20 protein-coding genes and 1 pseudogene are annotated in these 26888 nt (G+C 65.7%); 9 read left to right on the top strand and 12 right to left on the bottom strand.

From position 1 onward, the window contains the following. Positions 1-21: 21 nt before the first annotated feature. From ACSKB8_RS41475 to ACSKB8_RS41465, 3 genes and pseudogenes are all read left to right on the top strand, one after another. Positions 22-6480, top strand: a pseudogene (locus ACSKB8_RS41475) (amino acid adenylation domain-containing protein). A gap of 132 nt (positions 6481-6612) precedes the next feature. Then, positions 6613-6786 (top strand): hypothetical protein, encoded by a 174-nt coding sequence (locus ACSKB8_RS41470; RefSeq protein ID WP_438111069.1) that lies wholly within the window; start codon positions 6613-6615, stop codon positions 6784-6786. A 201-nt stretch (positions 6787-6987) separates the two neighbouring features. Then, positions 6988-7719: a 4'-phosphopantetheinyl transferase family protein gene (locus ACSKB8_RS41465; protein ID WP_438111067.1), complete on the top strand. Its 732-nt coding sequence runs from the start codon at positions 6988-6990 to the stop codon at positions 7717-7719. 106 nt (positions 7720-7825) lie between these two features. Here the strand turns inward: ACSKB8_RS41465 and ACSKB8_RS41460 are convergent, their stop codons facing one another. The 3 genes from ACSKB8_RS41460 to ACSKB8_RS41450 form a co-directional block, all read right to left on the bottom strand. After that, positions 7826-8851: a histone deacetylase family protein gene (locus ACSKB8_RS41460; RefSeq protein ID WP_438111065.1), complete on the bottom strand. Its 1026-nt coding sequence runs from the start codon at positions 8849-8851 to the stop codon at positions 7826-7828. A 131-nt stretch (positions 8852-8982) separates the two neighbouring features. Next, complete coding sequence (locus tag ACSKB8_RS41455; RefSeq protein ID WP_438111063.1) at positions 8983-9921, bottom strand: SMP-30/gluconolactonase/LRE family protein; 939 nt, start codon at positions 9919-9921, stop codon at positions 8983-8985. Next, positions 9878-11959, bottom strand: coding sequence for a PQQ-dependent sugar dehydrogenase (locus ACSKB8_RS41450; protein ID WP_438111061.1), 2082 nt, complete (start codon positions 11957-11959; stop codon positions 9878-9880). Before ACSKB8_RS41450 ends, ACSKB8_RS41455 begins: the two co-directional genes overlap by 44 nt. Before the next feature lie 208 nt (positions 11960-12167). On the opposite strand from ACSKB8_RS41450, the gene ACSKB8_RS41445 reads away from it, so the two are divergent. From ACSKB8_RS41445 to ACSKB8_RS41435, 3 genes are all read left to right on the top strand, one after another. Next, positions 12168-12401 (top strand): DUF6894 family protein, encoded by a 234-nt coding sequence (locus ACSKB8_RS41445; RefSeq protein ID WP_091884042.1) that lies wholly within the window; start codon positions 12168-12170, stop codon positions 12399-12401. Positions 12402-12872: 471 nt separating this feature from the next. Beyond that, on the top strand, positions 12873-14462 hold the full coding sequence (locus tag ACSKB8_RS41440) for a gamma-glutamyltransferase (protein ID WP_438111778.1): 1590 nt from the start codon (positions 12873-12875) through the stop codon (positions 14460-14462). 156 nt (positions 14463-14618) lie between these two features. Then, on the top strand, positions 14619-14846 hold the full coding sequence (locus ACSKB8_RS41435; RefSeq protein ID WP_370988046.1) for a hypothetical protein: 228 nt from the start codon (positions 14619-14621) through the stop codon (positions 14844-14846). Positions 14847-14886: 40 nt separating this feature from the next. On the opposite strand, the gene ACSKB8_RS41430 is transcribed toward ACSKB8_RS41435, so the two are convergent. Genes ACSKB8_RS41430 through ACSKB8_RS41415 form a run of 4 tightly spaced genes read right to left on the bottom strand, consistent with a single transcriptional unit; the run spans position 14887 to position 18360 of the window. Beyond that, entirely contained in the window at positions 14887-16173 is a 1287-nt protein-coding gene (locus ACSKB8_RS41430) for an NAD(P)/FAD-dependent oxidoreductase (protein WP_438111059.1), read from the bottom strand. A gap of 12 nt (positions 16174-16185) precedes the next feature. After that, the gene (locus ACSKB8_RS41425; RefSeq protein ID WP_128935873.1) at positions 16186-16917 is read right to left on the bottom strand and encodes an amino acid ABC transporter ATP-binding protein; all 732 of its coding nucleotides are present in this window, start codon (positions 16915-16917) and stop codon (positions 16186-16188) included. Beyond that, the gene (locus tag ACSKB8_RS41420) at positions 16914-17567 is read right to left on the bottom strand and encodes an amino acid ABC transporter permease (protein WP_438111057.1); all 654 of its coding nucleotides are present in this window, start codon (positions 17565-17567) and stop codon (positions 16914-16916) included. Before ACSKB8_RS41420 ends, ACSKB8_RS41425 begins: the two co-directional genes overlap by 4 nt. A gap of 34 nt (positions 17568-17601) precedes the next feature. Next, a complete protein-coding gene (locus ACSKB8_RS41415; protein ID WP_438111055.1) occupies positions 17602-18360 on the bottom strand; it encodes an ABC transporter substrate-binding protein in 759 nt (252 codons plus the stop codon). Positions 18361-18384: 24 nt separating this feature from the next. Between ACSKB8_RS41415 and ACSKB8_RS41410 the strand changes: the two genes are divergently transcribed. After that, positions 18385-18522, top strand: coding sequence for a hypothetical protein (locus ACSKB8_RS41410; protein WP_164934416.1), 138 nt, complete (start codon positions 18385-18387; stop codon positions 18520-18522). A 19-nt stretch (positions 18523-18541) separates the two neighbouring features. Then, positions 18542-19195: a helix-turn-helix domain-containing protein gene (locus ACSKB8_RS41405; RefSeq protein ID WP_438111053.1), complete on the top strand. Its 654-nt coding sequence runs from the start codon at positions 18542-18544 to the stop codon at positions 19193-19195. A gap of 173 nt (positions 19196-19368) precedes the next feature. Here the strand turns inward: ACSKB8_RS41405 and ACSKB8_RS41400 are convergent, their stop codons facing one another. Both ACSKB8_RS41400 and ACSKB8_RS41395 read right to left on the bottom strand, forming a co-directional pair. Continuing rightward, positions 19369-20634, bottom strand: a complete 1266-nt coding sequence (locus ACSKB8_RS41400; protein ID WP_438111052.1) for a D-amino acid dehydrogenase — start codon at positions 20632-20634, stop codon at positions 19369-19371. A 71-nt stretch (positions 20635-20705) separates the two neighbouring features. Next, complete coding sequence (locus tag ACSKB8_RS41395; RefSeq protein ID WP_165405722.1) at positions 20706-22034, bottom strand: aspartate aminotransferase family protein; 1329 nt, start codon at positions 22032-22034, stop codon at positions 20706-20708. 148 nt (positions 22035-22182) lie between these two features. On the opposite strand from ACSKB8_RS41395, the gene ACSKB8_RS41390 reads away from it, so the two are divergent. Next, a complete protein-coding gene (locus ACSKB8_RS41390; RefSeq protein ID WP_038972074.1) occupies positions 22183-22731 on the top strand; it encodes a cupin domain-containing protein in 549 nt (182 codons plus the stop codon). 211 nt (positions 22732-22942) lie between these two features. Here ACSKB8_RS41390 and ACSKB8_RS41385 read toward each other — a convergent pair whose 3' ends face one another. Genes ACSKB8_RS41385 through ACSKB8_RS41375 form a run of 3 tightly spaced genes read right to left on the bottom strand, consistent with a single transcriptional unit; the run spans position 22943 to position 26746 of the window. Continuing rightward, a complete protein-coding gene (locus tag ACSKB8_RS41385; RefSeq protein ID WP_438111049.1) occupies positions 22943-25204 on the bottom strand; it encodes a xanthine dehydrogenase family protein molybdopterin-binding subunit in 2262 nt (753 codons plus the stop codon). Next, positions 25197-26252 (bottom strand): FAD binding domain-containing protein, encoded by a 1056-nt coding sequence (locus ACSKB8_RS41380; protein ID WP_438111047.1) that lies wholly within the window; start codon positions 26250-26252, stop codon positions 25197-25199. Before ACSKB8_RS41380 ends, ACSKB8_RS41385 begins: the two co-directional genes overlap by 8 nt. Continuing rightward, the gene (locus ACSKB8_RS41375; protein WP_438111045.1) at positions 26249-26746 is read right to left on the bottom strand and encodes a (2Fe-2S)-binding protein; all 498 of its coding nucleotides are present in this window, start codon (positions 26744-26746) and stop codon (positions 26249-26251) included. The genes ACSKB8_RS41380 and ACSKB8_RS41375 overlap by 4 nt, the downstream gene beginning before the upstream one ends. Between the last annotated feature and the right edge of the window lie 142 nt (positions 26747-26888).

The following is a 26888-nucleotide window of genomic DNA, read 5'->3' as shown; positions in this document are numbered from 1 at the left end:
GCTCAATCAGATCAAAAGGGAATGGCGTTGTCGGACATTGCATCCGGAGCGAAAAGGGGATCGGAAGGCATAGGCGCCGAAACCAGGTCGTTTGCCGATATCGGCGGCGTCCTCGACTTCCATGCGCGGAAGATGCCGGCGGCACCCGCCCTCCTCGCCCCGGGCCGGCCGGCCCTCAGCTACGGCGCACTGGGCGAATTGATCCAGCAACTTGTCCGTACCTTACGTGGGCTCGGCATTGGTCCCGCAGACCGCATCGCCGTCGCGCTGCCGCGCGGCGCCGACAGCGCGCTGGCATTGATCGCAGTCGCCTCGAGCGGTGCCTGCGTCCCCATCAATCCCGATCTGACTGCGGACGAGCTGCAGCGCTATTTCAGCGAATTGAAGCTGACGGCGCTCGTGACCCGAGCCGACATGAACTCGGCGAGCCGCGACGTCGCCCGGGCGCTCGACATCGCGGTGATCGATTTCGTGCCGGGGCCGGTGAACGATCTTGGCGGCTGCGCGTTCATCGGGCCGACGATCGGGCCGGCGAATGGCAGCGGCACCTCGCGCGGCGACGACGATGCGTTCATCCTGCTGACGTCAGGCACGGCGGCGCGGCCGAAAATGGTGCCGCTGACGCATCGCAATGTGTGCCTGTCCGCCCACAACGCCGGCCGCGTGCTGTCGCTCGCGTCCCACGATCGCCTGCTCAACGTCCTGCCGCTGTTTCACGCCCATGGTCTGATCTCCGGCCTGCTGACGGCGCTGGCCGCAGGCTCCAGCGTGATCTGCACCGAGGGTTTCGACGCGTCATCCTTCTTCAGTTGGATGCGGGAGCTGCAACCAACCTGGTACACGGCGGTGCCGACCATTCATCGCGCGCTGTTGACGGCGACGGAAGCTGATCCGGATCGCGTCCGGGCATCGTCGCTGCGCGTGATCCGCTCGGCCTCAGCCTCGCTGGCGCCGGCTATTCTCGAAGGGCTGGAAGCGACGTTCGGCGTTCCCGTGCTCGAGACCTACGGCATGACCGAGGCGGCCTCGCAGATCGCGGCCAACCCGTTCGAGCTGCGCAAGGTCGGATCGGTCGGCCGCGCCGCTGGCCCGGAGATCACGATCATGGACGAGACGGGCCGCGCAGTCGCGAGCGGCACGCATGGCGAGATCATGCTGCGCGGCCCCAACATGAGCCGCGGCTACTACAATGACGAGGTGGCGACAGAGGCCGCGTTCCGCAACGGCTGGTTCCGGACCGGTGATCTCGGCTATCTCGACGCCGACGGCTACCTCTTCATCGTTGGCCGCATCAAGGACGTCGTCAACCGCGGCGGGCAGAAGATCTCGCCGCTGGAGGTGGAAGAGGTCCTGCTCAGCCATCCGGCGGTGCTGGAAGCCGGCGTGTTCGCCGTCCCGCACGAGAAGCTCGGTGAGAACGTTGCAGCCGTCGTGGTGCTGCGACCGAATTCCGAGGCGACCTCGGAGCAGTTGCGCCAGTTCGCGCGAAAGCGGCTCGCGGCCTACAAGGTGCCGAGCCTGATCCGCAGCGTGGCCGCGCTGCCGAAAGGCGCCAGCGGCAAGGTCAAGCGCAATGCGCTGGCCGATCTGATCGCAACAGTAGAGGGCGGCGACGAGGCCCGGCTGCCGCGCAATGCGCTGGAGACCCAGCTCGCCGCGATCTGGGCCGGTCTATTGGAGCTGCCGCAGGTCGGCGCCGATCAGGACGTCTTCGCGCTCGGCGCGGATTCGCTCGCGGTGACGCAGATGCGCTCGCGCCTGCGCGAACGCTTCAACGTCGATTTCTCGTTCGAGGACATTTTCGACTGTGCCACGGTCACAGCTCTTGCGGCCCGGCTCGAGACCGCCGCAAGCCACCGCGAGGCGGCGCTGCCGGCATGGCGCAAGGCCATAGACGCGAACGCGCCGCTGTCGTTCCAGCAGCAGCGGATGTATTTGCTCTCGCGGCTCGATCCGACCAACTACAATTACAATGTCGCCGAAGTCGCGCTTCTCAAGGGCCCGGTCGACGTCGCTGCGCTTTCTGCGGGCCTCGCGGCGATCTGCGTGCGCCACGAGGCGCTGCGCTCGGTTTTCACCGAACGGCAGGGCGAGCCGGCGCAGCTTGTGCTGCAATCGCCACCGCAGTTCGAGCGGATCAAGCTCAAGCCGTGCCCTGCGGACAAGCGGATCGCAGTGATCCGGCGCGAGGCGCTCAAGCTCGCACAACATCCGTTCGATCTTTCGCACGAACCGCCGCTCAAGGTGACGCTGCTGTCTTTCGACAAGACGAGCCACGCGCTGGTGGTCAACGTCCATCACCTCGTCACCGACGGCTGGTCGCAACGGCTGTTCTGGGAAGAGCTTGCCGCCCATTATGCGGCCGCGCACAAGAGGAGCGCCGCCGCGCTGCCGCCACCCGCCTTCCAATATCGCGACTTTGCGCTGTGGCAGCAGAGCTGGGCGCAGACGCCGGCGGCAAAGGAACAGCTCGACTATTGGCGAACCCAGCTCGACGGCGTCACCATGCTGCCACTGCGAACCGACCGGCCGAGGCCGGAGATCTGGAGCGGCCACGGCGCCCGTCACTACCTCGAATTCTCAAGAACTCTGTCGGCCGACCTGCGCACGCTCAGCCAGAATCAGGGCGTCACGCCGTTCATGACGCTGCTCGCCGTGTTCCAATGCCTGCTGTTTCGCCACACCTCGCATGAAGACGTCGCCACCGGCTCGCTGATCGCCAATCGCAACCAGATCGAAAGCGAGCGCCTGATCGGGCTGTTCGCCAACACTCTGATCCTGCGCAACGATTTCAGCGGCGATCCGAGCTTCGGCGAGATGTTGCGGCGGGTGCGGCAGGTCACGTTGGACGCCTACCGCAATCAGGACCTTCCAATCGAGGAGGTGTTGCGCGCGCTCCAGGTCGCGCGCCGCAGCGACGGCAATCCGCTGTTCCGGATCATGTTCATCCTCCAGAACGCCTCGATCGAGGCGGCGCGCTTCCCGGGCCTGTCGACGCGGCGGCTGGAAGTCGATCCGAAAGTCGCGCGCTTCGACATCACGCTCGAACTGGTCGAGGCCGACGGCGGTTTCACCGGCTTCTTCGAATACGCCACCGATCTGTTCGACGCGGCGACGATCGACGGCATGGCCGCCCAGTTCAAGACCCTGCTCAAGGCGGCCATCGCCAATCCGGAGCAGCGCATCTCGCGCCTGCCGCTGCTGACCGAGGCCGAACGCCGGCAATTGCTGGCGAAAGGCCGGGGCGTGCCGGCCAATTTCACCACGCGCGGCAATTTGAGCGAACGCTTCGATCGTCAGGTCAGGACGACACCGAACGCTATCGCGGTGTCGGACGGACGCACGTCCCTGAGCTATCGCGAGCTGGCGCGCCGCAGCCAGGCGGTCGCGCGCTGGCTGACCCGCGAGGGCGTTGGTGCCGAGAGCGTGGTCGCCTTGCTGGCGGAGCGCGGGCCCGACCTGCTCGCCGCGATGATCGCGGTGCAGCGCGTGGGCGCGGCCTTCCTCAATCTCGATCCCGACCAGCCGACGGCACGGCTCGCGACCATACTCGGATCGAGCTGCGCCCGCGTGCTGCTGACCGGGCGGGCTCAGTCCGCCATGGTCGAGACGCTGATCGATCCGCTGGTCGAGCGCATCCATGTGGCCGAGCTCGAAGACGCGATAGCGCCAGGGACGACCAAGCCGGCCCGCGCCGCACCGCGCGCCGCCGCGAGCCTAGCTTATCTCGTCTATACCTCCGGATCCTCCGGCACGCCGAAAGGCGTCATGATCGAGCAGCGCGGCCTGTCGAACCATCTGGCCTCGCTCATCTCCGAGCTCGGGCTCACGGCCAGGGACGTGATCGCGCAGACCGCTCCACAGAGTTTCGTCATTTCAGTCTGGCAGTTCCTCGCCGGGCCCATGGTCGGCGCACGCGTGCATATCTGTGGCAACGCGACCATGCAGGACCCGATCCTGCTGGCGCAGGAGATCGAGCGCGAAGGCGTCACGGTGCTCGAGATCGTTCCCTCGCTGTTGCGGGTCGTCGTCGAACGGATGAACGAGGCGCAGGTCCAACGCGCCTTCTCCAAGTTGCGGCTGCTGATCTCGACCGGAGAGCCGCTGCCCGTCGATCTCTGCCACGCCTGGTTCGCCCGCTACCCGAAAGTGCCGCTGATCAACGCTTATGGCGCGTCGGAATGTTCTGACGACGTCTCCCTGCATCGCCTGACCAAGGCGCCGGCAATCGCGACCGGCAACGTTCCGGTCGGCGCGCCGCTGCCGAACACCCAGCTCTATGTGCTCGATGCAAACCTCCAGCCGCAGCCGGTCGGCGTGACCGGCGAGCTCTGTATCGGCGGCGCTGGCGTCGGCCGCGGCTACATCAACGATCCCGCCCAGAGCCGGCAGCGTTTCATGCCCGATCCGTTCACGCGCCGGGCGGGCGCGCGGCTTTACCGGACCGGCGACCTCGCCCGCCGCCGCGCTGATGGCACGATCGAATGCCTCGGCCGCGCCGACCATCAGGTCAAGATCCGTGGCTACCGGATCGAGCTCAAGGAGATCGAGAGCGTACTTGCCGAGCATCCGACTGTGCACGCCGGCATCGTCGAGCCGCGTCGCGAGGCGAGCGGCGATGTCAGACTGATCGCTCATATCGTCGCAAGGCCCGGCAGCACGAGCAGCGCCAGCGAGCTGCGCGAATTCCTGAAGGGCCGGCTGCCGGGCCACGCCATCCCGTCCGCATTCCTGTTCCTCGATCAGGTGCCGCTCAATGCCCATGGCAAGCTCGACCGGTCTGCGCTGCTGGCGCCGGCGCAGCGGGACGTGTCCGGACCGGATGCGGCCGTGCCGGCGCGGCGCTTCACCGAGAAGGTGCTCGCCGACATCTGGATCGACCTATTGAAGGTCGAGAGCATCAGTGTGACCGACAATTTCTTCGATCTCGGCGGTCATTCGCTGCTCGCGGGACAGGTGATGGCGCGCATCGCCCGTGCGCTCGGCGTGTCGCTGCCGATCAAGACCATCTTCGAGGCCCCGACGATCGAAGAGCTGGCCCGGCAGGTCGACACGGCGGTGGCCGCGAAGCCGCGCAAGCCTGCCGCAAGCGGGACAAGGCAGACTGAAACGAGGCTGGCCGGCGGCAGATCCTCCGGCGCTCTCGATCGCACAGGATCAGATGCTGCGGATCGAGCAGAACCTGCCGGGGCTGCCGCTGTTCAACCTGCCCTTCGCCTTCCGCCTCAAGGGCCCACTCGATCGGGACGCTCTGGCGCAGGCGATCGATGATATCGTCCGCCGGCACGAAGCGCTGCGAACCAGTTTCGACTGGAACGGCGAGGAGCCCGTGAGCCACATCGTCGCGCCCGGCACCCTCGGCCGCGTCCTGGCCAATGAGGTCATCGGCGATGGTCTTCCCCACAACAACAAGCGGCGCAGGGCTCTGGAGCTCAGGAAGATCGATCTCCTGATCGAGCAGGAAACCTATACCCCGATCGACATCACGCGCGCGCCGCTGTTGCGCGCCCGGTTGTTGCGGCTCCACGATAATGATCATGTGCTGCTGCTGACGCTGCATCACGCCGTCGTCGACGGCTGGTCGATCGGCGTGGTGTTCGAGGAATTGTCGAACCGCTATGCGGCGCTGGCCGGATATCCGTCGGTGCCGCTGCCGAAACTGCCGCCGGCCTTTTCGGACGTCGCGCGCTGGCAGCGCTGGTGGTGCGGCACCGACGCGGCCCGCCGCCAACTCGCCGACTGGACCGAGAATTTGCGCGGCGCGGCCCCGCTCTTCGATAGCGAATCAAGACCGGGTGCGTCCACCGGGCATCATCCGGTGAGCCTGGATCGTGAGCTGATCGGCCGGCTCACGGCGTTCGCCGGCCGGCATAACGCCACTCTGTTCATGTGCCTTCTCACCGGCCTGAAGGCGTTGCTGCTGACGCGAACGGAGCGCACCGACATCGTGGTCGCCACCGCCATGGCCAATCGCGCCCAGCCGGATACTGACCGAATCGTCGGCCCGTTCGAGAACACGGTGATCGTCCGCACCAAAATCACGCCGGAGCTGTCGTTCGTGCAAGCCTTGGCGCGGGTGCGCCAGAACGTGCTGGACGCGCATGCCCGGCAGGAGCTGCCGTTCAACATCCTGGCCGAACATCTTGAGCGGGAGGGGGTAGATCCGGCCTCGCTGTTCCAGGTCTATTTCACCTTGCAAAATCCGCTGCGCCAGCCGCTCGATCTGCCCGATCTCGCGACAAATCGATCGGCAACATCGCTCGCGAAGGCCAGCCGGTGCTGCCGATCGACCAGACCTGGCTGTCACTGATGCTCAAGGAACGCCCGACCGGAATCACCGGTTCATGCAATTACAAGCGGGAGCTGTTAGACGGCCGCATGGTCGGCGCCTGGATGGAGGATCTCGTCGCGTTGCTGGCGGCGGCGATCGCCGAGCCCAGCGCGCCTCTCGGCAAATTGCTCGACCGCAGAGCAGCCTGATTTCAAGCCGGAGGAAAACGCCGGCTCGTCGAAGCTGTGAATGATCCAGTTGCATCTTGATTATTTGGCGCCGCCGCGCAAGATTGTTCGCGGGCTTTGATTTGCACGATTATTTTCAACCGGGGAAATGTTATGGGTTTCATCAAATTTACGAAGAAGACCTCGCTCAGCGAGGAGGACAGCAAGGCACTGCGAGAGCTGCTCAACTTCGAGAAAGACAAGCTCAAGGTCGCGCTGAAGGATGTCGACGACAGCCTTAAGGCTCTGCGCGGGGCCAAGAAGAAATCCAGGAAGAAGAAAAAGTAAGCGTCGGCCGGGACGCCGCACGATTGTTTAAAAATCGACCGCTCGCCTGTCGAGTTGGGGTCTCGCACAAGCTTGCGTCTGTAAACCGGCCAGCTATCGACAAGGATTTGCCCGAGTGGACCGCTAGAAGCGGTCTGCTCAATTGATTCTTGCGTCCCGCGCCGGGGGATCCCCTCCCGCCTGACGCCAAAGGCCTCATTGATGGCAGACGACGGAATTGAACTGTTTGTCGGACTGATCGAGACCATCGACACGCCGGGGGCGGTCGATGCGTGCCGACGCCTGCTCTCGGTCGACGAACAGATCCGCGCCGACCGTTTCATGTTCGAGCGGCATCGACGGCAGTATATTTTCGCGCACGCCATGCTGCGCATGGCGCTGTCGCAGGTCGCCTCCAACGTTGCGCCCTCCGACTGGTCCTTTGCGGCCGGCCGCTATGGGCGGCCGTTTGTCGCAGCGCCCAAGACCTCGACCGCGCTGCATTTCAGCCTGTCGCATGCTGACGGCTGCGTCGCCTGCGTCGTGTCGCGGCATGAGGCCGTCGGCGTCGACGTCGAAACCGTGTCCCGGCGCGTCGCGCCGTTATCCACCGCGCTTCGCTTCTTTGCCCCGGAGGAAGTCGAAACCTTGCGCGGATTGCCGGAGCCCGCCGCGATCGACCGCTTCTTCGACTATTGGACGCTCAAGGAGGCCTACCTGAAAGCCAGAGGCTTTGGGCTCAACTTGCCGCTGGACGCCTTTGCGATGCAGGTATCGCGCGAGGGCATCGAGATCAGCTTCAAGCCCGATATCGCCGACGATCCGCATGGCTGGCGCTTCTCGCTGTGCTCGCCATCGCCATCACATCGCCTCGCGATCGCCGACGGCTCCCGTGCGCACGGCGGCCTTCCCATCAGCCGCAATGCCTGGCCGCTCCAGGAAGCGGCTGAATGACGACGTCGTGGCTGCGCGTCTGTCGATGCAATGACGCGTTTTCCGGCCTCTGCCCGCATCCGCCTTCGCCAAGGCTTCGGCGGGCAAGGGCGGTAAAAGGCAGAGATCACCGCGCCTCTTCGAATCCTGCCAGCACCGAGGTCAGGTTCGCGCCCAAAATATCCGAGAGATAGCCGCCCTCCTGCACGAACACGGTCGGCAGGCCCATCTTCGCGATGGCCCGGCCGATGCGGCGGAAGCCCGGCGTGGTGACGGCCAGTCCCTTCAGCGGGTCGTGCTCGGAGGCATCGAGACCGAGCGCGATGACGAGGGCGCCAGGCGCAAAGGACTCGATCGCCTTGCGCGCGACGTCCAGCGCCTGGATGTAGCCGTCATCGCCGGTGCCGATGGCCAAGGGAATGTTGAGATTGGTGCCGAGGCCGGGGCCCTCGCCCCGCTCATGGGCATAGCCCCACACGAACGGATAATACGCAATCGGATCGGCATGGATCGAGATCGTGTAGACGTCCGGTCGCGCGTAGAAGATGCCCTGCGTGCCGTTGCCGTGATGGACGTCGACGTCGAGGATCACGACACGCTCGTGCTTCTGCCGCAGATGCGCCGCTGCGATCGCGCTGTTGTTGAGGAAGCAGAAGCCGCCCGCCATATCGCGATAGGCATGATGGCCCGGCGGACGGCAGAGCGCATAGGTCGCATCCTCGCCGTCCATCACCATCTGCGCCGCCGTGACTGCAACGTCGGTCGCGGCACAGGCGGCCGCCCAGGTGCCCGGCCCGATCGGCGCGGCGGTGTCGGCGGTGTGCCAGCCGAGCTTGCCGACGATGTGGGTGGGATAAGTCGCGGCGTGGCGCACCGGATGGATGTTGCCGATCATCTCCGGGCCGGAATCGCCGAGCGCAGTCCAGGCATCCCAGGCTTCGTTCAGGAACGACAGATATTCCGGACTATGGATGCGCGCGCGCGGGCCCTGCCCGAATTTCGTCGGCTCGACCAGTTGATGCTTGCCGTCCTTCAATCCCTTGAGCAGGCGATCGGCGCGCTCGGGCTGTTCGGTGGTCCGCTTGACGACACCGCGGACCAGGAAGAATTGCGGATCATGGCTGCGATGCAGTTCGGTATGGACGGCTTTCACTCACACACTCCGTGGGTCGCATGCTCTTCAATGTGCCGCAGAGTCTTGATCTCCGCGGCGGCCAGATGCAAGCAAGAAGAATGCCGCCCTTGTCGCGCTGCCCTGCGCTGAAGGCAGATCGCCCGTGATGCTCAGCAGCGCCCGCGCTGAAGACAGTGCTCGCGGCCCTGCTGATCGGTCCGGAAGGCCTCAATGAAGCCGCCCTGGCGCTGCGTGACGAAGACGGTCTTACCGTCGCCGCCGCCGAAAGCGAGGTTGGTCGGCTCCTTGGCCCTCAGCGCGATCTCGCGCTCGACCGCGCCGTTGGGCTTCATCAACGCGATCGTGCCCTTGAGAATGCGCGCCACATACAGCCGACCGGTGACATCGGTGCGCAGGCCGTCGATGGTGTCGGGCTGGAACGACTTGACGAGCTTTGCGTCGACGAGGTCGTTGCCCCGGATGCCATAGGACCAGATCTGGCCGCTGCTGGATTCGCCGACATAGAGCGTCTTGCCGTCAGGACTGAGATCGATGCCGTTGGTAGTGCCCATCGCGCGCGGCGCCGCCATGACCTGGCCCTGCACCGATCCGACCGCTGCCTTCGCGATGCGCCAGATGTGCCCCTCGCGGCCCTTCCAGTTCGGGTCGCTCGCATAGATCGTTCCGTCGCGGGCGATCGTGATGTCGTTGGGCTGGTTCATCTCGTCGGAGTGAAACCAGAGGGACGGCTCTGTCGCTCCCTTCGGAATCGTGAAGACGTTGTGCTTCTTGTAGTCGGCAATGAACATGGTGCCGTTCCGATCGAAACGGATGGCATTGCCGACGCTGCCTTCGGGCAGCATCGTGAACGGCTCCGACGCCGCCCCGCCGGCTGGCAGCCTGCCGATGGTGCCTTGCTTGCCGAGATTGACCACGAAGAGATTGCCGTCGAGGTCGGCGGCAGGCCCTTCGATGCCGAAGGTGTATTCGCCCGTGGGCGTCACCTGCACGCTTTCAAACAGCTTGGTCTCGGCAGCGGCCGGCAGCGTCGCGACGAGCAAAATGCTACTGCACAGGCACCAGAAATTCCTGCCGGATGTAATAGCCATCGTCGTCGGAGCACTCGCCGTTCAGATAGGGATCGGCCGGCCGGAAGAAGCGGCTGAAGCCGGGTTTGTCTACAGCGCTCCTTTGTGTCACGACCACGACCTTGGCGGCCGGTATTTCGCCGCATTCCTTGTTGGTCTTGCCAAAGAACTTGCGCTGCGGCGGGCCGGGCTTGATCCGCATCCGCGTGCCCGGAACCATTTTCGCAACGAGCAGGTCCGCAGTGTCGAGCAGCCGCCTGTAACCCGGCTCGCTCTTCGGCAGGCCCTCACCGCCCGGGGGCATCAGCTTCTCCGCACCGAGGCCGCGCAGTCGCGTGCGCAGCTTGCCGGCGTCGGGATCGCCCGGATAGATCCAGCCGTCCTGCGACAGCATGAAGCGGAGCACGGCTCCGTCCTTGTCCGCATCCGATTGCCCCGGCTTCAGGCCGAAATCCGAGTGGCAGCCGACGCAATGCTTCTCGACGAGGCCCTTGCGCAGCGTCGTCAGCCGGACGCTGTTCTGTGCGTCTCTCACCACGAACGCCGCGAGCTGGTCGATCATCGCCTGGCTGCGCATGTCGCAGGGTAGCGGCGCCGGCGCGTCGCCCGTGGCGCGATCGATGCGGATCACGGTCTTGTTCTTGTCCTCGACCAGCCAGATCGCGCCGTCTTCCGCCACCGTCATGCCGACCGGGGCGCCTTGCGGCCGCGCGCCGTTGACGCGGTGCCAGCCTGAAATCAGCTCCTCGAACGGCGCGGCGGCGACTTCGCCGGCATCGGTCAGGAAGCTGCGGGTCGGGTCTGCGGCGCAGCTGACGTGATAGTGCACCGGCGCCGGGACAGGCTTGGGGAAGCCGTGGTCGTCGACGTCATAGATGAGGACGCGGCTGCCGGTCGGGCGATAGCCGTGCAGACCGACCAGCAGCTTACCCTCCAGCTCCGGGAATTTTGTGCCGTGATAATGATAATAGAGCATCGCGAGCGGCGCACCGTGCGGCGGCATCAGCGAGAGCGGCGGCTTGTAGAGCGCGTTGGCGGTGCAGAGCGATTTATAAATCCCGGACTGCAGCACGCCCCTGAATTCCGGGCTCGGCGTCGACGCATCGTAACAATAGGGCCAGCCATAGTGCCTGCCCTGCTCGATCGCGTTGATCTCCTCGTTGGGCTTGAGGATGTCTGGCAGGTCGCGGCCGTTCTCGCCTTGCAGGAAGGCGTAGCCGGTATCGGGAAAGTTCGGATGCAGCGCCAGCGCCATCGAGTTGCGCAAGCCCCGCGCATAGACGGTGTGCGGCGGATCGGGATCGTTCGGCTTCAGCGCCGGGAAGACGCCACCCGCAGGCGGCGTGTACAGCCAGATCGATGCCATCGCCGACGCGCCCTCGGCGGCCGCGCAAGGCTTCGTGATCGGTGCCGGCGTGATGCAGTCGTCGCTGTGCGAGCCGATATTGACGAACAGCCGCCCGTTCCTGTCAAAGACGAACTGCTTGAGCGGATGCGCGCTTTCGTCGAGCCTCGTGCCGTCGGGCAGACTGATCCGCCGGCCGGGCATGCGACGGATGATGGTCTCGACCGTGCCGCGCGGATTGTCCGCAAGCGGATCGAACCGGAAGATCGTCTCTGCGGTCGAGGCATAGAGCTTCCTGTCGGGGCCGATCACCAGGCCGAACGGATACTCGACCCCGGTCAGCAATTCCTTCAACCGTTGGCCTGGGGGCGCATGCGGATCGAGCAGCAGCAGCCGTCCGTCGGCATGGCCCCAGCCGCCCATGTCGGCCACCACGAACAGGTCGCGGCCCGGCACCTGGATGATCGCGCGCGGGAATTTCAGGCGGTCGTCCTCGCTGGCGACGAGGCCGGCGCAAAAGCCTGCCTTCATGTCGATCTGGATTCTGGGAAAAGCGAGATCGCCGCTGCCGCAGACGTCCGTGCCGATCGCATAGCCGCCTCGCCTGACGAGCTCGGATGATGCCCCGGGGGCAAGACCGAGCAGGAGCGCGGCGAAGGCGACTGCCCACGCGGGCAGGCTCCGGCCTTCCTTGCAGATTGTGAGATGTTTCACTGCCGCCCTCCCCCGACTTTCGTCGGAGGTTGTTCCATGCCGCCGAAGCGCGGTCCAGCTGATCATCACCCGCCTGTGATTAAACCTGTAACGACCTCGGAGGCGACCAATCTCCGTAAATTCCCTTACCGGGTTCGACCCGAATGTTTCGCGAATGCCTCGGGTGGTATCAGTTTGCCATCCCAATCGCTCCCTACAGGAGGCGTATATGGTCCAGGTCTATTTTCACTGCTCCAATACCGAGGGCACACTGATCGATCGCTACGGCGCCGCCGTCTCCAATCTCACCGAGGCCCGCGACCGCGCCGCCCAGATCATGCGGTCGATGATCCTGACGCCGAGCAACGAGGATTGGCGCGACTGGGTGATCCATGTCAGCGACGACGATGGCGAGGAGATTTTCGATCTCCCCTTCACGGCCATGCTCGGCAAGCCGCATTGAGGTGATGCCATGCTGCTCGCTCCCTTGACCCTGCTCCGCCACCCCCTGAGCTTCGTCGCCACCAAATGGCAGACCTTGATGAGGGTCGCAGGCGATCCTTACCGCCCCAGCTTCACTACATGCGCGGGCCCGGCCCGAAATGGCGCGCCAAGTATCAGGCCAGCCGGCTGACCCGCCCACTCTGAGCGCTCCGGCTCGTCGCTTTCCCATTGATCTGCGTCGTCATGGCCGGGCTTGTCCCGGCCATGACGTTCTTGGAGCACCCGCGGAAGACGTGGATGCCCGGGACTAGCCCCGGCACGACGAGCCAGTATCCCGACCGCGCCATCCCGCGCCTGTTTCACACCAGCCATGTCGCGCCTCCGTTTCGATGTTCTCGTTGGCGGCAATGTGCCATTGTCTGCGGGCTTCGCCAATTGCGGAGCCTCGACGTCAACGCAGCAAAGCCACGACAAACATCAAGACCACAACATGCCTCACCAGTTCAGCCGCGCCCAACAGATCCGCAAACCCGCAGTTAGAACCAAGGGCGGCATCGTCGCCGCGCAATCGCGCCGGGCCGCCGAGGTCGGCGCAGAAGTGCTGGCGGCGGGCGGCGACTGCGTCGACGCGATTGTCGCAACGACGTTTGCGCTGAACGTGCTGGAGCCCTGGATGAGCGGCATGGGCGGTGGCGGCGCGATGGTGCTCTACCGCGCCAAGGACAATCGCTACGAGGTGATCGACTACGGCATGTGCGCGCCGCAGAGCCTGCGCGTAACCGATTATCCGATCACGGGCGAAGGCGCGGCCTCCGACCTGTTCCCCTGGCCGCGGGTGAAGGACGATCGCAACATTCACGGGCCCGGCTCGATCGCGGTGCCCGGCGTCGTCGCCGGCATGGAGGAAGCGCATCGCCGCCACGCCAGGATGCCTTGGAAAGATCTGGTCGCGCCCGCCGCGACGATCGCGGGCGAAGGCCTGCTGGTCGACTGGTGGACGACGTTGATGATCGCAAGCACCGCCGCCGACCTCAGGCGCTATCCCGCCAGCGCGGAGATATTCCTGAAGGACGGTCTGCCGCCGAATGCGCCCTGGGGCATCAAGGCCGAGACGCGGCTGCCTCAGGACAAGCTGAAGGCGACGCTGGCCCATCTCGCCGCGGCCGGCCCGCGCGATTTCTATGAGGGCGATCTCGCCAAGAGCATCGCTTCCGACATCAAGGCCGATGGCGGTTCGCTGTCGGTGGAGGATCTCGCCGCGTTCCGTAGCCACCTGCGCGAGCCGCTCGCGATCCCCTATCGCGGCGGCAAGGTGTTTGCGACGCCGGAGCTCACGGCCGGGCCCACGATAGCGCATGCGCTACGCCTGTTGCAGCAGAACCTGAAGCCGGGCACCGCGCCGGATGCGGCCGCCTACGCTGAATACGCGCTCGCTTTGCAATCGGCCTACCGCCAGCGGCTGGGCGACATGGGCGATGCCGACGGCAAGCGCTCGCTCGGGGCGGAATATCTCGCGCCGGCCTGCACCACGCATTTCTCCGTGGTCGACCGGCACGGCAACATGGCCGCGGTGACGCAGACGCTGCTCTCCACCTTCGGCTCGAAATATGTGACGCCGCACAGTGGCATCCCCATGAACAACGGCATCATGTGGTTCGATCCGACGCCTGGCACCACCAACTCGCTCGCCTCCGGCAAGCGCTGTCTGACCAACTACACGCCCGTCATCGCCGAGACGAAGGACGGCAAGCGCCTCGCGGTCGGCGCCTCCGGCGGCCGCCGTATCCTGCCGGCGGTGACGCAGCTCGTGTCCTTTGCGATGGATTTCTGCATGGACCTCGATGCCGCCATCCACCAGCCGCGCATCGACGCCAGCGAAGGCGCGGTCGTGATCGGCGATGCCCGCCTGCCGGCGGAGGCGCGCAAGACGCTGGCGGCGCGGTTCGACTATGAGGAGACGCAGGTGCAGGCACTGCCGATGAAGTTTGCTTGCCCGAGCGTGGTGATGCGCGAGGGCGACACCAATTCGGGCGCGGTCGAGATTTTCCAACCGTGGGCGGAAGCGGTGGAGGAAGGCTGAGCGCACGGATCGATGCGAGCTTGTGCCAGCGCTCGTTGAGTTGTCGCGCCATTGCCGAATTTCCTCGAGCGTCATGACTCCTCCACATTCGCAGGGAACTTACCTACCCGCCGTTCGTTCAGTGAACGGACAAATGCGCTCGCCCCAGTGGAGGACATGATGAAGAAACTTGCGCTCGCCGCGTCGCTGATCGTTGCGGCCGGCCTCACATTTGCCAGCCCTGCACTGGCCAAGGGTGGGCATGGACATGGGCACGGCTACGGTCGTGGCCACGCGATGGGCTATCATTACCATGGCACGCCGCCGGGATGGTACCACGGGCGCAAGGTCGGCTGGCGCGGCATGGGCTGCCCGCCCGGCCTGTGGAAACAGGGCCGCTGCTGAACATCGGATCGAGCAAGGCGCTGCCTCGGCAGCGCCTTTTCTATATCCCTAACCGATCTCTCACCCGCCCTGCGATCACCGCCGTTGTCACCCCGATCGGCCAGAACGCGTGCATCGGCATCGGCTTGATGCCCGTGATCGGCATGTCGATTTCCACCTTCGGCCCGCCGATCAGCCGGCGCGCCAGCTGCGCCCCCATCGCGGTGGATAGCGCAACGCCGCGGCCGTTGCAGCCCAGCGAGATCAGGATGTTCTCCGCGGGCTCATGCACATGCGGATAATGATCCACGGTGATCGCGAGCCGGCTGTTCCAGCCATGCGTCCAGGCGACGCCCTTGAGCTGCGGCCATAGCCGCTCGGCGTAACGCATGAGGTAGGCGACGTCGTTCGGCGACTTGATCCAGCGCATCGGGCCGCGGCCGCCCATCAACAGGCGGTTGTGCTGATCGATGCGGTAATAGACCGTGATGTGGCCGCTCTCGTAGAGCACGGGACGCGTCGGCATGATCGCGCGCGCAACCGCGTCCGAGAGCGGCGCGGTGGCGGCGATCGAGGAAAACACCGGCACGATGGTGCGGCGAAGTGCCGGCCACAGGTCGTCGGTGAAGCCATTGGTGGCGAGCAGGACTTTTTCGGCATGCACGATCGCGCGCGGCGTCTCGATGCGCCAGCGCGTGCCCTCGCGGCGGAGTGACAGCGCTGGCGTTTCTTCATGCACCTTCGCGCCGGCGGAGATCGCGGCGCGCGCGAGGCCACGGGCGTAGCTGAGGGGATGCAGATCGCCACCACGCGTGTCCAGCATGGCACCGATATAGCGGTCGGTGCCGGTCATCTCGCGCAACTGCTCGCGATTTAAGAATGACACCGGCATGCCGCGGTGGATGCATTGCTGCGCGGTGTTTTCGATCGCGGCGGCGCTGGCCTCGTTGTAGGCCGCGCGCAGCGTGCCGTTCTGCCGCGCCTCGCAGGGAATCTGGTAGCGGCGGATCAGGTCGTGGGTGAAGTTGGTGGTGCCGTAGGAGAAGTCGATCATGCGGCGGCCGAGATCTGCGCCGAAATCGGCCTCGATCTGATCGGGATCGTGCTTCAGTCCGGGATTGGTGTGGCCGCCATTGTTGCCGGACGCGCCCCAGCCGGGCTCCTGCGCCTCCAGCACCAGCGCCTCGACGCCCTGCTCCGCCAGGTACAACGCCGTGGACAGGCCGGTGTAGCCGCCGCCGACGATCGCGACGGAGACAGTCTTGTCGACGTCGAGCGGCGGCGTGGCGATCGGCGCGACGGCGGTGTCGGCGTAGAGCGAGGGAGGCAGAGGCAGGCGTGTGGTCATGGCGAAGACCGATCAGAGCGGATGCAACACGCGGCGCAGAAAATCCTGCGTGCGCGGATGCTGGGGTTGATTGAGCAGCGCCTTGGCCGGCCCCTGCTCGACAATGACGCCGCCGTCGATGAACAGCACGCGATCGGCGACATCGCGGGCAAAGCCCATCTCGTGGGTGACGACGACCATGGTCATGCCGTCGTCGGCGAGCTTGCGCATCACGCCGAGGACGTCGCCGACGAGCTCGGGATCGAGCGCCGAGGTCGGCTCGTCGAACAGGATGGCCTTGGGCTGCATCGCAAGCGCACGCGCGATAGCAACGCGCTGCTGCTGGCCGCCCGAGAGTTGCGGCGGATGCGCGTCGGCTTTCTCGGCGAGCCCGACCTGGGCGAGCAGCGCGCGGCCGCGCTCCAGCGCCTGCGCACGCGGCTCCTTCTTCACATAGAGCGGTCCCTCGACCACGTTCTCCAGCGCCGTACGATGCGGAAACAGGTTGAAGCGCTGGAACACCATCGAGACCTGGGTGCGGATCGCCACGATCGACGGTGCATCGCGATCGACCTTCAGACCTTCGACGCTGATCTCGCCGCGGTCGTAGCTCTCCAGCCCGTTGATGCAGCGCAGGATGGTGGACTTGCCGGAGCCGGAGGGGCCGATGATGCAAACCACTTCGCCCTTTTGCACCGACGCATTGATGCCCTTGAGCACCTCGACCTTGCCAAAGCTCTTGTGGACGTCGTTCAGCTCGATCATCGCTTGCCAGCCGGCTTCTCGAAATGACGAACGAGCAGGATCAAGGGAATGCTCATGGTGAGGTACATCAGCGCAACAAGGGTAAACACGCTGGTGTTCTTGAAGGTCGAGGACGCGATCAGCTTGCCCTGCAGGGCAAGCTCGGCGACCGTGATGGTGGAGGCCTGCGACGAATCCTTCAGCATCATGATCATGACGTTGCCGTAAGGAGGCAGCACGATGCGGACGGCCTGCGGCAGCACCACGCGGCGCATGGTGAGCCACCAGCCCATGCCGATCGTCTGCGCCGCTTCGATCTGGCCCTTGTCGATCGCCTCGATGCCGGCGCGGAAATTTTCCGCCTGATAGGCCGAATAGGCGATGCCGAGCCCGAGGATCGCGGCCTGCAACGCCGACAGCGTGACGCCGAGATCGGGCATCACGAAATAGAGATAGAACAACAGCACGATGATCGGGATGCCCCGAATCACGTTGATCAGGCTGGCGCTGAGCATCGACAGCACCTTGATGCCGGAGACCCGCATCATCGCCCAGACGAGGCCGAGCACCGTCGAGAGCAGCAGCGAGCCGACCGTGACGATGATCGTCAGCGCGACGCCGTTCAACAGGATCGGGAAGAACTCGACGGCGTCGCGCCAGAAGCCTTTCATCGGGCAGCCTTCATTGATCAGCCTCCTCTAATGATCAGCCTTGTGCCTTCAGGCCCCATTTATCGAGGATCTTGGCGATGGTGCCATTGGCCTTGAGCTTCGCCAGCGAGGCGTTGATCTTACCGAGCAGCGCGGTCTCGCCCTTGCGCACGCCGATGCCGACCGAGCCGACGGTGACGGGCTTGTAGCCGTCGACGAGGCGCACCTCGGGGAAGCCGCCCTGCTTCAGATTGTAGGCGAGGATCGGATAGTCGGCGTAGCCGGCCTTGAGGCGGCCGGTGTTCACGTCGCGCAAGATGTCGGGGATGGTGTCGTAGGCCTTGACCTCGGCGAACAGGCCGGACTTCTTCAGCGCATCGACGAAGGCGGTGCCGACCTGGGCACCGACCGTCTCGCCCTTCAGGTCGTCCTGCGTGGTATAGGCCTTGGTGTCGCTCTTCGGCACGACGAGGCCTTCGCCGTAAGTGTAGATCGGGTCGGAGAAGTCGACCACTTCCTTCCGCGGCGGCGTGATGAACATCGCGGCGGCGATGATGTCGATCTTGCTCGAGGTCAGCGACGGGATCAGCGCCGAGAATTGCATCGGCTCGATCTGCACGTTGAAGCCGGCGTCCTCGCCGATCTCGGTGACGAGATCGACCATGATGCCCTGGATGGTGTTGGTCTTGGTGTCGAGGAAGGTGAAGGGAATGCCTGTCGGTGTCGAGCCGACTTTCAGCACCTGTTGCGCCGAAGCCGGCACCACGGCTGCAATTGCGAATGCCGCGATCGCGGCCAGACCAAAACGCTTCATCGCATCCCCCTTTGGGTCTGGCCGATGGCGGCGCTGGCGCGTGTCATGGGATCAGACGTTGCGGGCCAGACCGTTTCGGCCTATTTTCACCAATATGAAAATTTGGTCACACTTTCGCGGATCGCGCAAGCGGTTTTCATGCACATGAAGGAAGCGATCTGACGTGAGCGGTGGCAAAAGAATGCGCAAACCGGCCGCGAGGCCGGCGAAGAAGCTGAAGGCCAAAGCCAGGACCAAGGCTGTCACCAAACCCGCAGAGCCCGCGATGGACGTCGCGGTCGGCCGCCGCATCAGGGATCTCCGGCGCGTCAGGCAATTCTCGCTGGAAACGGTCGCGGCGCGCACCTCTCTGTCGATCGGGTTCCTCAGCCAGATCGAGCGCGGCCTGTCATCACCCTCGCTGCGTGTGCTGGCGACGCTAGCCGACGTGTTCGGCGTCGGCATCGCCGCGCTGTTCGGCGCGAGCCCGAGCGCTGACGGCGGATCCGACCAGGTCGTGACCCGTGGGCTTGAGCGCCCCGAGCTGAAGCTCTGGCGCACCGGCGTCTCAAAGCAATTGCTGAGCCCGGCGAGCGCCGACAACAAGCTCAATCTGTTCCTGGTGCATCTGGAGGCCGGCGGCTCCACCGGCGATGAACTCTACACCCATGACGGCGAGGAGGCCGGCCTCGTGCTCCAAGGCGAGATGATGCTGACGGTGGACAGCGAAACGTGGTCGCTGAAGACGGGTGACAGTTTTAGGTTTGCGAGCCGGCGGCCGCACCGGTTTTCCAATCCGGCGCAGGATGCCAAGGCGGTGGTGCTGTGGGTGAATTGCGTGACGGGGGCGGGGTAGCCCTCTTCGCGACGGAAACAATGCCAGCGCCGTCATCCTGAGGCGCGAACCATGAGGCGCAACGCCTCCACCGCGTCATTGCGAGGAGCCCTTGCGACGAAGCAATCCAGACTGTTTCCGCGGACGGATACTGGATTGCTTCGCTGCGCTCGCAATGACGGGCCGATAGAGTCTTACCCGAACCGATGTTTGTACCGGTCCACCACCAGCGCGCTCACGTCGATGTCCGGCTTCTTGCCCGACAGCATGTCCGCGAGCACGCGCCCCGAACCGCAGGACATGGTCCAGCCGAGCGTGCCATGGCCGGTGTTGAGGTGGAGATTGGCGTATGGCGTCGGGCCGATCACGGGTGGGCCGTCCGGCGTCATCGGACGCAGGCCGCTCCAGAACGTCGCCTTGGCGAGATCGCCGCCGCGCGGGAACAGGTCGGTCAGCGAGTGATCGAGCGTGGCGCGGCGGGCGTCGTACAGCTTGCTGGAATAGCCGGAGATTTCGGCGGTGCCGCCGACGCGGATACGGTTGCCGAGGCGGGTGATCGCGACCTTGTAGCTCTCGTCCATCACGGTCGATTCCGGCGCGCCGGAGGCGTCCTTGATCGGCACCGTGATCGAATAGCCCTTCACCGGATAGACCGGCAGCGAGATGCCGAGCGGCGCGACGAGCCGTGACGACCAGCTTCCGAGCGCAAGGACGTAAGCGTCTGCCTGTAACAGGCCGGCACTGGTCACAACGCCGCTGACACGCGCGCCGTCGGTGACGATGCGATCGATGCCTGTGTTGAACATGAAGCGCACGCCGAGCGCCCGGGCATGCTTGGCCAGCGCCTGCGTGAACATGTGGCAGTCGCCGGTTTCATCCTGCGGCAGGCGAAGCCCGCCGACGAACTTCTCCTTCACGCCGCCGAGCGCCGGCTCGACCGCGATGCAGCCCTCGCGGCTCAGCACCTCAAAGGGAACGCCGTACTGCTTGAGCACAGCGATGTCCTCGGCCGTACCGTCGAGCTGCGCCTGGTAGCGGAACAGCTGGAGCGTTCCTTTCGAGCGCTCGTCATATTGAATGCCGATGTCGCGGCGCAGATCGCGCAAGGAATCGCGGCTGTATTCCGCGATCGGGATCATTCGGCTCTTATTGACCGCGTAGCGCGCGCTGGTGCAGTTGCGCAGCATCTTGAGTAGCCAGACCCACATCACCGGATCCAGCTTCGGCCGGATCACCAGCGGCCCATGCTTCATCAACAGCCATTTGATCGCCTTCACCGGCACGCCGGGACCGGCCCAGGGCGAGGAATAGCCCGGCGACACTTCGCCGGCGTTGGCAAACGAGGTTTCCAGCGCCGGCTCGGGCTGGCGGTCGATGACCGTCACCTCATGGCCGGCACGCGCGAGGTAGTAGGCAGAGGTGACACCGATGACACCGCTGCCGAGGATCAAGACTTTCACGCTTCGTCAAACTCCCGCGGCATCACGCGCGCCGCTGCAAGAAGAAACTCCGTGAACCGCGGGAGCAATTATCAGGCCACCTTCTTGATGGCGTCGCCGAGGATCGAGACCATCTGATCGATGTGGCTCTTCTCGACGATGAGCGGAGGCGACATCGCGAAGCTGTCGCCGCTCATGCGCAGGTAGAGGCCCGTGTTGAAGCAATCGACCATGACGTCGTAGCCGCGAGCGCCGACGGCACCGTCGCGCGGCGCCAGCTCTACCGCACCCATCAGGCCGCAATTGCGGATGTCGACGACGTTCGGCAGGCCCTTCAGCGAATGCAGCGCATCGCGCCAGTATTCGGCGATCGACGCACCGCGCGTGAGCAGGCCTTCATCCTTGTAGATGTCGAGCGTCGCGATGCCGGCGGCGCAGGCGGTCGGATGCGCCGAATAGGTGTAGCCGTGGAACAGCTCCATCTGGTTCTCGGGGCCGACCATCAGGCCGTCATGCACCTTGCGGCTCGCAAACACCGCGCCGCAGGGAATGGTGCCGTTGGTGATACCCTTGGCCGTCGTCATCAGGTCCGGCGTGACGCCGAAGAAGTTGGCGGCGAACGGCGTGCCGAGGCGGCCGAAGCCGGTGATGACCTCGTCGAAGATCAGGAGGATGCCGTGCTTGTCGCAGATCTGGCGCAGGCGCTGGAGATAGCCCTTCGGCGGCGGCAGCACCGCGGTCGAGCCCGGCACCGGCTCGACGATGACGGCGGCGATGGTCTCGGCACCGTGCAGGCCGACTAGACGCTCGAGATCGTCGGCGAGTTCGGCGCCGTGCTCAGGCTGGTCCTTGGCGAAGGCGTTGCGGGTGAGATCGTGGGTGTGGCGGATGTGGTCGACGCCCGGGAGCAGGGTCGCGAAGGCGCGGCGATTGGCGACCATGCCGCCGACCGAGGTGCCGCCGAAGCCGACGCCGTGATAGCCGCGCTCGCGGCCGATCAGGCGGGTGCGGCTGGCCTGGCCGTTGGCGCGGTGATAGGCGAGAGCGATCTTCAGCGCGGTATCGACCGACTCGGAGCCGGAATTGGTGAAGAAGACGCGATCGAGGCCCTTCGGCGCGATCTCGGCGAGCCGCTCGGCGAAGTCGAACGCCAGCGGATGGCCCATCTGGAACGACGGTGCGAAGTCCAGCGTCATGAGCTGGCGCTCGACCGCAGCAGCAATCTGCTTGCGGCCGTGACCGGCATTGACGCACCACAGGCCCGCGGAGCCGTCGATCACCTTGCGGCCGTCGACAGTGGTGTAGTGCATCCCCTCGGCCGAGGAGAACAGGCGCGGCGCCTTCTTGAACTGCCGGTTGGCCGTGAACGGCATCCAGAACGAGTCGGTCTTGATAGTGTTCGGAATCTGATGAAGGGTCACGGCCGCGCTCCTTTGCTGACCTGTTAGCAGAGCCACGGCTGATAAAGCGCAACAAGTCCTTTTCTGATCAGCTGCAAGCCATTGATTTCACTGGGGCTGCCGGTCCATATTTGCGCGATCCGCAACACCTGCAACACAGGACCAAGGCATGAGCGTCGACATCGGTGGACGGCTGCGATTCATCCGGGCGCGCCACAAGCTGTCGCAGCGTGAGCTGGCAAAACGAGCCGGCGTCACCAATTCGACGATCTCGCTGATCGAATCCAACCAGATGAACCCGTCGGTCGGCGCGCTCAAGCGCATCCTCGACGGCATCCCGATGGGGCTCGCCGAGTTCTTCGCGCTGGAGCCAGAGAGCCGGCGCAAGATCTTCTACCGCGCCGAGGAACTCACCGAGGTCGGCAAGAAGCCGATCTCCTATCAGCAAGTCGGCGACAATCTGTTCGGCCGCAGCCTCCAGATCCTGAAGGAGCGTTACGAGCCCGGCAGTGACACCGGGCGCGTCCACCTCGTCCATGACGGTGAGGAAGGCGGCATCGTGATTTCGGGCAAGCTCGAAGTGACAGTCGAGGACGAGCGCCGCATCCTCAATCCGGGCGATGCCTATTATTTCGAGAGCCGCCGGCCGCATCGCTTCCGCTGCGTCGGCGGCAAGCCGTGCGAAGTGATCTCGGCCTGCACGCCGCCGACATTCTGAAGCGAGCCCGCGTCGGCCCGGCAGCCTTCTTGCGCTAACTCAAGGAATTTGATCCCGCTCGAATTCTCAGCGCGCTTGAGCCACCTCAATGTCCGCTGGCTGAACCTAGGCTAACTGTCATCACGTAGCCGAGCAGCCTCGCGCAAAAGGTGCTGAGGTTATGGCCCCGGACTCCTAGGCACTCCGGGGCCGCTTTGTTCCGGGACGGCAGCTAGAGCTGCGTCAGCAACTCCTCGATCCGGATCGGAAAGCGGCGGACACGCACGCCGGTCGCATGCCAGACCGCGTTGGCGACCGCGCCAGCGCTGCCGGTGATGCCGATCTCGCCGACGCCCTTGATGCCGAGCGCATTGACGTGGGGGTCATGCTCCTCGACCGTGATCACGTCGAGCGGCGGCACGTCGGCATTCACGGGAATATGGTACTCGCCGAGATTGGCGTTCATGATCCGGCCGCTGCGGCGGTCGGTGATGGCCTCCTCGTGCAGCGCGAAGGACAGACCCCAGATCATGCCGCCGAACAGCTGGCTCTGCACCATCCGCGGATTGACGATGCGTCCCGCCGCGAAGGCGCCGACCATGCGGGTGACCCGGACCTGACCGAGTTCGGGATCGACCTTCACCTCCGCGAACACCGCGCCGTGGGCGTGCATCGCGTATTCCTCCATCGCCGCAGGGTTCGGCGCGCCGGTGCCGCGCGCCTCGACCTCGGAGACGCCAGCGCGTGCCAAGATCTCGGCATAGCTCTCGCCGCGGCTCTCGTCGTCACGCCGGATCAATCGGCCGTCGCGCGCGATCACGCCGGCATTGCCGGCGCCGAACAGCGGCGAGCGCTCGTCGTTGGTTGCGAGATCGGCGAGCTTTGCAATCACGGCCGCGCCGGCGCTGTGGATCGCCGCACCGGCGGTTGCCGTGTGCGCCGAGCCGCCGGCGATGCCCGCGTCGGGCAGGTCGGACGTGCCGGCCTTGAACGTGATGCGGTCCATATCGAGACCAACGGCGTCGGCGGCGATCTGCGCGAGCGCCGTCCAGGCGCCCTGCCCCATGTCATGCGCGCCGATCTCCATCACGCCCGAGCCGTCGCGGCGGATCGCCGCGCGCGCCTCGGCCTGGAACATCAGCGCCGGGAAGGTTGCGGTGCCCATGCCCCAGCCGACCAGCAGGCCGGCATCGTCGCGCATCTGCCGCGGCTGGAGCGAGCGCTTCGGCCAGCCGAAGCGCGCCGCGCCCTGCTCGTAGCAGGCGCGCAGCGCTTTCGAGGAGAAGGGCTTGCCACTGATCGGCTCGACCTCGGCGTAGTTCTTCAGGCGAAAGGCCAGCGGATCCATGCCGCAGGCCCAGGCCATCTCGTCGATCGCACTTTCGAGCGCGATCGATCCGGTCGCCTCGCCGGGCGCGCGCATGAACAACGGCGTGCCGGTGTTGACGCGCACGGCGTCATGCGAGGTGCGGATTGCAGGGGCTGCATAGAGCGAGTGCGAGGCGCCGGCCGCGGGCTCGTAGAAATCATCGAACGTGCTCGATACGGTCCTGGCGTGATGATCGAGCGCGGTCAGACGCCCCTCGCCGTCGGCGCCGATGCGCAGCCGCTGGCGCGTCGGCGCGCGATGGCCGACCGGGCCGTACATCTGCTCACGACGCAGCACGAGCTTGACCGGCCTGCCGACCAGCTTGGCCGCCATGATGCCGAGCGTCGGCGGGCCGGCCATCAATCCCTTGGAGCCGAAGCCGCCGCCGAGGAACGGGCTGCGAATGTGGATCTTGTCGTGCGCGATGCCGAACAATTCGGCGATACGCGCCAGCGACATTGTCAAACCCTGGGTCGGCATGTCGACCGACAGTTTGTCGCCGTTCCAGCTGGCGACGATCGCATGCGGCTCCATCGCGTTGTGATATTGCGGCGGCGTCTCGTAGACCGCGTCGATCTGCTTCTCGGCCGAGGCAAGGCCCGCCTCGACATCGCCGTGGTGATGCGCCGCGGGGTTGCCGACGCCGACGACCGGCGGCACGAAGCTTTCGCCGGCGTCGAGACCGATCAGCGCCGGCAGCGTCTCGTAACGCGGCGCCAGCAGCGCCGCGCCTTCCGTTGCGGCCTCCAGCGTCTCGGCGATCACGACGGCGATCGGCTGATTGGCGTAGCGGACCTCATTGCTCTGCAACACCTCCATCCGGAACACGAACGGATTGGTCTTGATCTCGGGGTCGATCGCGAGCTGCGGCTTGTGGTCGGGCGTCATGACGTCGACGACGCCGGGATGGCGCTTGGCGGCATCGACATCGAGCGAGCCCACACGGCCGCGCGAAATGCTGGCGACGGCCATCACCGCAAACAGCATGCCGGGCGGATGATTGTCGGCGGCATAGATCGCCTGCCCCTTGACCTTGAGGATGCCGTCACGGCGGGTCAGCGGCTGGCCGATGTTCGAGCCGTGGCGCAGATGGGCGGGCGCGCTGGTCAGGTTGAGCTCAGGCATGGACGGCTCCGGAGGTCGAGGCAAAGGGAGAGGCCGGCAGCGCCGGCAGGCGCGCCGGCGTACCGGCTGCGGCCAGCGTCAACGCGCGCACGAGAATGCGGCGCGCGAGCTCGATCTTGTAAGCATTGTCGCCGGACGGCTTTGCATCGGTGAGCGCGCGGCTGGCGGCTTCCCGGAAGGCGTCGGCCGTGGGCGCGACGTTCCTGAGAACATCCTCCGCGGCGCGGGCACGCCAGGGCCTTGCCGCGACACCGCCAAGCGCGAGCCGCGCCTCCGCGATCTTGCCGCTCTCGATCCGCAATGCGGCCGCAGCCGATACGACGGCAAAGGCATAAGACGTACGCTCTCGAACCTTGAGGTAGCGCGCATGCGCGGCAAAGCCGCGCGCCGCAGGCGGCAGGCGCACCGCAGTGATGAGGTCGCCGGGCTCGAGCGCCGACTCGCGCTCCGGGGTATTGCCGGGCAGGCGGTGCAGCTCGTCGAGCGCGATCTCGCGCCCGCCGTTCCTGCCCTCGATCTCGACAACGGCGTCGAGTGCGACCAGCGGCACGCAGAAATCGGACGGATGCGTGGCGATGCAGTTCTCGCTCCAGCCGAGCACGGCATGGCTGCGATTCTCGCCCTCACGCGCATCGCAACCGCTGCCGGCCTCGCGCTTGTTGCAACGGCTGGCGGTGTCGTAGAAATAGGCGCAGCGCGTCCGTTGCAACAGATTGCCGCCGACCGTCGCGGCGTTGCGCAGTTGCGCGGATGCACCCGAGAGCAACGCTTCGGCGACCGCGGGATACGATCTGGCGAATTCGACATCATGTGCGAGATCGGCGTTGCTGACGAGCGCGCCGATGCGCAACGACCCGTCAGCGAGGCGCTCGATCCCGTCGAGTCCATCGAGATGCGTGACGTCGACGAGACGATCCGGACGGCTGACGCCGCCCTTCATCAGATCGAGCAGATTGGTACCAGCGGCGAGATAGACGGCGCCCGGCTGGGCCGCGGCGGCGACAGCCTCGGCGACCGTGGCGGGCCTGACATAATCGAACGGTTTCATGCGGAACGCCTCTGATTGGATTCGTCCATGCGTCCTTGCGCGTCGAGCACGGCATCGACGATGCCGGCATAGGCGCCGCAGCGGCACAGATTGCCGCTCATGCATTCGCGGATGCGCTCGGGATCGTTGCCGGCCTGCGCCTCGCTCATCATGCCGATGGCGCTCATGATCTGGCCGGGCGTGCAGAAGCCGCACTGAAAGCCGTCATGGGCGATGAAGGCGGCCTGCACGGGATGAAGCTGGTCGCCGCGCGCAACGCCTTCGATGGTGAGGATGTCGGCGCCGTCATGGCTGATGGCGAGTGCGAGACAGGAATTGATGCGCTTGCCGTCGGCGAGAATGGTGCAGGCACCGCACTGGCCGCGGTCGCATCCTTTCTTGGTTCCGGTCAGATGAAGGCGCTCACGCAGGAGATCGAGCAGCGTGACGCGCGGATCGTCGAGGACGAATTCGCGCCGCGCACCGTTCACGGTGAGGCTGATGGAGTGGTTCATACAAGGCTCCGATCAGATATGGACATGACTAGTCGTGCAGCGCGCCACCGCCGTGGCCGCCGTCAACGTGGCGCCGCCCGAACATGATCCGGGCCAACACTTGAGCGAAGATACGGAGGCACCCTCCGCTTAACAAGAGCCA

Source organism: Bradyrhizobium sp. BR 1432, assembly GCF_051547705.1.
In the GTDB taxonomy this organism is placed as follows: Bacteria; Pseudomonadota; Alphaproteobacteria; order Rhizobiales; family Xanthobacteraceae; genus Bradyrhizobium; species Bradyrhizobium zhanjiangense.
Note: the sequence above shows the minus strand (reverse complement) of the source record. Positions and strands in the feature narration are given on the sequence as shown.